At 41.1% G+C, this 6,038-nt stretch carries 5 protein-coding genes; 2 read left to right on the top strand and 3 right to left on the bottom strand.

Annotated elements, in window-relative coordinates; genetic code table 11:
• Positions 1–190: 190 nt before the first annotated feature.
• A complete protein-coding gene (locus tag OCV12_RS22775) occupies positions 191–547 on the top strand; it encodes a hypothetical protein (RefSeq protein ID WP_261886258.1) in 357 nt (118 codons plus the stop codon).
• A gap of 159 nt (positions 548–706) precedes the next feature.
• On the opposite strand, the gene OCV12_RS22770 is transcribed toward OCV12_RS22775, so the two are convergent.
• The 3 genes from OCV12_RS22770 to OCV12_RS22760 form a co-directional block, all read right to left on the bottom strand.
• Entirely contained in the window at positions 707–1,603 is an 897-nt protein-coding gene (locus OCV12_RS22770; protein ID WP_261886257.1) for a sigma-70 family RNA polymerase sigma factor, read from the bottom strand.
• A 432-nt stretch (positions 1,604–2,035) separates the two neighbouring features.
• Positions 2,036–2,368 (bottom strand): Hpt domain-containing protein, encoded by a 333-nt coding sequence (locus OCV12_RS22765; protein ID WP_132762834.1) that lies wholly within the window; start codon positions 2,366–2,368, stop codon positions 2,036–2,038.
• Positions 2,362–3,951: a response regulator gene (locus OCV12_RS22760; RefSeq protein ID WP_261886256.1), complete on the bottom strand. Its 1,590-nt coding sequence runs from the start codon at positions 3,949–3,951 to the stop codon at positions 2,362–2,364. The genes OCV12_RS22765 and OCV12_RS22760 overlap by 7 nt, the downstream gene beginning before the upstream one ends.
• Before the next feature lie 361 nt (positions 3,952–4,312).
• Between OCV12_RS22760 and OCV12_RS22755 the strand changes: the two genes are divergently transcribed.
• Positions 4,313–5,926 carry a methyl-accepting chemotaxis protein gene (locus OCV12_RS22755; protein ID WP_176679761.1) on the top strand — a complete coding sequence of 538 codons (1,614 nt, stop codon included), beginning with the start codon at positions 4,313–4,315 and terminating at the stop codon, positions 5,924–5,926.
• Positions 5,927–6,038 lie beyond the last annotated feature (112 nt).

Raw genomic sequence — 6,038 nt, 5'->3', positions numbered from 1 at the left:
ACACAGATAGGGCAGCGTAATGTTGCCCTCATCAAAGCCATGCAGAGCGAGCTTTGCATGGCTTTTTTATTTGTGCTGTCTTGCTCGTTACTTGCTATGACAAATTGCTGTTAAAAACTGAGCATTAAAACTTGTGAACCAATAAAAATGTCCTTAATTATTAGAAGAGTCAGTTAAAAGGAGGGACGACATGTATCGATATGTCAGTTCGCCACAAGCATCCAAATACATCGTGCCACCACCTCAACATCGAGAGTTGTCTAGCGTTGATGTACCTGAATCTGAATTGGAGATGCGAGAAATTCTGAACAATTGGTTTGCCGATGGTTTAGCACCGATTATTCAAAGTGAAGACGATTATATTTCTGCAAGCGATCAGGTTCGGTTTGAGAAACTTAGCCGCACGGTCGGAATGTTATTGAGGAACAAAGATTATTACTTCGCAACCAAGCGCATTTTGTCTGTGTGGGAACAAGACCGCCTTGAGACGACCTACGTCAATTACCTCATTCTGCGCAGCGAACGTACTACTTCGTTGAGACAGTAAATACGCCGGTGCAACTCGCTAAGTTTGTTATCCAACAAAAAGGGCAAGCTTGAAAGCTCACCCTTATGATTATTCTTTAAATGTCTAATCTAGCTATTCAGCGTTCTAGCCGATCAGTTTTGTTTGCTCGTTTGCTGATCTTCCCAGTGGCTAAATTATTTAGACCCAACCATCGAATTTAAGTCGCTTTTGAATTCTCTCGACTGCTTCTTTCTGCATCTGCCTGACACGCTCATTAGACACATTCACATCCAGCATTTGTCCAACCTCAGATAACGTTTTTACTTTGTTATCGAAGAAGCCGAAACGATGAATGAGCACCTTCTGCAATTTCGGTGGCAATGTGTTGATGATCTCTTCAAGCGCGTGTGTGAATGATTGATCTTCACAGTCTTGTTGAGGGTCGGGGATGTATTCGCTTTCGCATTGTTCTAACACGAGCGGAGCATGGCTGATACTTACGGTTGTTGTTACGTCAATAAACCCGCTTAATGCGACCAGTTGATCGACACGTTCAGCTTTTACGCCAGAGCTGTTCGATAGCTCGGAGATTGAGATCTCTTTGCTCATCTTTTTGCTGACATCGAGCTTCTTTGAGGCAAGGCTATTAATCTCTTTACAGACATGAGCAGGTAAGCGGACAGTACGTCCTTTGTTCATTAAAGCGGCTTCAATGTTTTCGCGAATCCACCACACGGCATAGGTCGAAAAACGATAGCCAGGTTCTGGATCGTATTTATCAATAGCCTTAATAAGACCGATATTGCCTTCTTCGATAAGGTCGAGCAGCGTGAAGTTGTTGCCTTTACGCTTTAGGTAACTTTTCGCGATTTTTACCACAAGGCGCAGGTTCGATTCGATCATTACGTCGCGTGCTTGTTTATTTCCCGCACGATTCAATTTCGCGTAATAAAGTTCATCTTCACGCGACAACAGATCAATACCCACAATATCCTTTAGATAGTGAGCATAAGGTTCTGCGTTGGCAGAAAATGATTCTTTAATGGGTGTGTCATCCGTGAGCCCCTGAAACGCAGCAAAACTGTCATTGTTCATTTCCTTGTCCTTATCTAGCCGACTGAACGTTTTATTTTATTATTATGCCACCAAGTGATTAACGCTTGGTTTCATTAGAGTGTAGATAACACTTTCTCCTTTACCAATAAATAAAATGCAATTTCATATGTTTTTGTCACAAAAATACCTACAAATATTTAACTACGTTGCATCTTATTGAGTGGGGCGTTATTTCAACTAAAACATGAGGATGCATGGTTTATAAAGCATGTATTATGCATTGGCGCATGTAGATAAATTGAGTGAATTTATAGGTGTGAGTCAGCTATATAATTGGTAGGGGAAATGAGGCGAAAATGGCAAGAGTCGAGGTTCCATGTTTCCAAAGTCCCTCAGCTCTCAGACCTGTTCTGTGGATATTGACCGCTACACAAAGCTTAAAAAGCGGTGCTTGAAAGCTCAATGCATAGACTAGTAAGTGGCAAGTACTTCGTCGATTTGCTGGTTTATGATCTTCATCTCGCTGTAGATAACGGAGAGATCGTCGTCTTGTGGCGCAAGCTTATTGAGTGTGTTTTGTTCGACTCTTTCTAAGGCCACTGTAGCAGTCTCTTCGCCAAAGCTGGCTAATATGCCTTTCAAGGTATGCACAGTGAAATGAAGCTTGCCCCAATCTTGTTGTTGTACTAATTCTTCTATCTCTTCGAGTGAATTGCCATGGTCTTCTTGGTAAGTCGACAGCACAGCGTAAATCACTTCTCTGTCATTATCTAAGTAGGCATTTAAAGCATCAAAATCTAGCATATAGACTCCTGTCGGCTGCTTGTTGAGAATGGGCTAGGTGGCTTAGTGGAAAAACCATACCTTGATGAATCACTGATCCATTGGTTCCATCTTGGTGGAAGTTCTAGCTGTGTCAGTTCTTCTACGTATTCGTCACTAAGGTTTACCTCTATGTGAGCGTTATTGACGGCATATAGATAGTCAAGTTTAGCGGCGACTGAATAAGGGTAATTGTGAATGTAATCTTTTAATTCTTGGATCGACCCCGAATTTCCGATATTGATGCATGTGGACGGGTCGGCTGTGTTTGACGCCAGTTGTTCTTGTACTGGCTCCCCACGAGATTTGAGGCATTCCGCTACAAGGTGGTACAACGAATATTCGCCAAAGTGGCTAAGCAAAGGCAACAATTGAGCTAGCAGCGAAGTCGGTTGGTTGAAAAAATGATTCGATAACAGTTTGGTTGCTCGTATCACTTTTTGGTGGGCAACCAATGGGCTGTTTTCGATTAACAATATACTGCTCTGGAACAGGGCAAGGCTGGCTAAAACTTGTTGTTGTAGCTTTGCTGGGAGCTTTAAATTCACCAACTCAGTGAATTGGTTGGCGTGCTCAAGCAACATACGTTTGTTACTTGTCTGAGTTTCTCGTTGGTAGGTTGCTTTTAAAGAGTCGTAGTGCGTGCCAATCGAATTAATCACATCAATATCGGCAGACGAAATGTGGGTTGCATACATTTCCCCAAGCTTAATCAACATGTGCGTATTGTCGACGTTCTCGGCCAAATCGATCGCTCTGATTGCGCGATGGCTGATGCTCGGCGTCATTTCAAATGCTCGTATCGCTAGCTTAAGCGCAGGGAGCAACATCTTATGTTTTTCATAGATACAGCTTAAGCAATCAATCACGTTTAGTGACAGCGGCTGCACAATCAAATAATTGTGCAGTTTCTCTATCGCTAGGTTCGGTTTACCTAAGCTGTCTAAAATTAATGCCTCTGCAACCAACTTGGTCGGGTGCATTTTTGTTTTCGAAGTCGTGAGAACGTTTGACAGCAAGTCCCATTTTTTACCCGCAATCAAGTGCTCGATCAGTGTCGCTTCGAATTGTACGTTCACTTGGTTATTAGGAATTGCTAGCGCCTGTTTGAGCACTTCAGGTGTGTTAATCGGATAGAGGCGGTTTAGCTGATCAATTTGCTGAGATTCGAACACTGCGTTTTGGATTTTCTTACCCAACGATTGAGTGTGAATCGGTTTAGAAATGAAATGATGCGCTTCGCCGGATAGGGCGGTTAGAACTGTTTCTTGACGCATATCACCGGAAAGTAGAATCGTCGCAACCGTATGATCAATAAGTCGATTTCGGTAAAGAATGCCCAACAACTCAAACCCTGTGAATGATTGCTCTAAGTGATAATCAATGAGGAGAACGTGAAAAGAGTGCGTCTCGACCGCTTTTATGGCTTGTCGATAATCGGTTGCAATGAAGATGCAGTCGCGCGAAATGCCAAGGCTCGCCAATTGTTGCTTGATAAGTATCGTTGCACTTTTAGAGTCGTCGACAATCAAAACCCGTAGGTCTGGTGGTAAGGTCAAATCCATTTTCCTCAATACCAAATGTTATTTTTAATTTAGGTGTCAGGTTGCACATTGTCAAGACGGCATCTTCTTTAATGAGATCACTTTAAGTCCTTGTTGTTATATCGATTATTTACAGGATAAAAGTTTAATTGGATTGAGTTTTTAGCGCGTATAGCCCTCTGTTTTATCGTTGTTTTACTTTATGTATCGGTACCTAATCATAATGATAATTATTTTACCTGATGCATATTATTTACCGTACTTATGTATTTAATCGAAATTATTTGTGGTGATCATCTTTTATGTGAATTGTTGACGTGTATCCCTACAAGTATTCTTAGAAATAAAACACGGTGTATTATTCCGTTTATAAGGATATTTGATGTTTTCGCTTTCCATAAAAAATAAAGTTTTGGCTTTGTGCCTTTTTTCGTTTTCTGGCTTCAGTAGTATTTTATTTGTGGGTGAGGGGGCCTTAAGTAATAACAATGAACAAGTGAATCGAATAGATGAAGTTATTTATCCAATCATGGACTCTTCATCAATGAATAAAGTTTTAATCGATCAACTTGCAGAGCGATTCAATCTAGCTGTTACGCTAGGTGATGAAGAACTGCTAGCAATGAACGTTACAACATATAAAGCGATTCTTGCTAACTTCGAATTACAGGCTGAGTTAGACCCATCTATAGAGCATTCAATTTCTGAACTTCAAGAAAATACGAAAGCTTATTTTGATTCTGCGTACCGAATAGCTGAAGGGATGATCGAAGCGGATATTTCACTGAGTGAAGCAGGGCAACTGGCTAAACAGAGCAGTGAAATACTGGAAGTGTTGACCAAAGGTATTAACGACTTTTCCGCCGCTCGAATTTCTGATTTCGAAAGCTCAGTAACTTCTCTTGAAGAAAACAATCTTCGTTCAAACCAGATTATGAGAGTGCTTGGCATTTTAGCGTTGATTTCATTGTGTATCTTTGGTTGGTTTGTTGTCTATGCCATACGTAAAGACTTAGCCAATATAAGCGATAAAATGAGAGATATAGCGGAAGGCGAAGGTGACTTAACTATTCGGCTTAAACATGAGAAAAACGATGAACTTAAACCATTAGTTGACTCGTTTAATGCGTTCGTTTCTCATCTGCAACGTAATGTTACAGAGACCATTGAAAACGTAGTGGAGTTAGATTCTATTTCGCGTTCTTTAGTGAGTTCAAGCCAAAATACACGTACTTTATCTAAGAACCAACATGTGGCTATTGAGGAGGTATCCCAATCTTTGCTGCAACTATTTAGCGCGGCTAAAGATATTGCAAACAATGCAAGTGATGCATCGCTGTCTGCTACAAGTGCAAGCGAACAAGCGTCTATGGGCGAAGTACAGGTGAAAAGTACCATTCTAGCGGTACAAGAACTGACTACCGATGTGCGTCAAGCTTCTAAAGTGGTTGGGCAATTGGATACCAATACTCAAAGCGCAGGATCGATACTCGACTCAATCAGCGCAATTGCTGAGCAAACCAATTTACTTGCATTAAATGCAGCTATTGAAGCTGCAAGAGCGGGTGAGCAGGGAAGAGGCTTCGCTGTTGTAGCTGATGAAGTTCGTACATTAGCATCAAGAACGCAAAGCTCTACACAAGAGATTCAGTCCGTGCTTTCTCGATTGCAAGAGCAAGCAAAAATGGCGTCAAAAATTATCTCTGAAAGTGCAATCAAAGCTGAGAATTGTGTTGAACAGTCATTAGTCGCGGAGAAGTCTCTTATTCAGATCACCAAAGATGTTTTGGATATTAGTCAACGTAACGACAGCATTGCATCGGCAACTGAAGAGCAAGAGCAAACCTCGTCTCATATTGAAACGTTTGTAACTGATATTCGTGATATGGCTGAAGGTACTACTGACAGTGTTCAACAAGTTGATTCAGTCGCGCAAGATATTCAAAAAATCACACGAAATTTATCTGAATTAACGGGTCATTTTAAGATTCGTTAATCTCCCTCAATTCTTCCTGCTGTTTTTCTAAATGTTGTTTTTCTTGATTACAACCAAGAAAAACAGCGGGAGTTTGCCTCGAATTTGGGGCTACTAATTATAAAAATGAAAA

Origin of the sequence: Vibrio pomeroyi, assembly GCF_024347595.1 — a bacterium.
In the GTDB taxonomy this organism is placed as follows: domain Bacteria; phylum Pseudomonadota; class Gammaproteobacteria; order Enterobacterales; family Vibrionaceae; genus Vibrio; species Vibrio pomeroyi.
Note: the sequence above shows the minus strand (reverse complement) of the source record. Positions and strands in the feature narration are given on the sequence as shown.

Excerpts from the sequence above, each read along its gene's own strand:
- OCV12_RS22775 (WP_261886258.1), top strand. The coding sequence starts at position 191 with ATGTATCGATATGTCAGTTCGCCACAAGCATCCAAATACATCGTGCCA.
- OCV12_RS22770 (WP_261886257.1), bottom strand. The coding sequence starts at position 1,603 with ATGAACAATGACAGTTTTGCTGCGTTTCAGGGGCTCACGGATGACACA.
- OCV12_RS22765 (WP_132762834.1), bottom strand. The coding sequence starts at position 2,368 with ATGCTAGATTTTGATGCTTTAAATGCCTACTTAGATAATGACAGAGAA.
- OCV12_RS22760 (WP_261886256.1), bottom strand. The coding sequence starts at position 3,951 with ATGGATTTGACCTTACCACCAGACCTACGGGTTTTGATTGTCGACGAC.
- OCV12_RS22755 (WP_176679761.1), top strand. The coding sequence starts at position 4,313 with ATGTTTTCGCTTTCCATAAAAAATAAAGTTTTGGCTTTGTGCCTTTTT.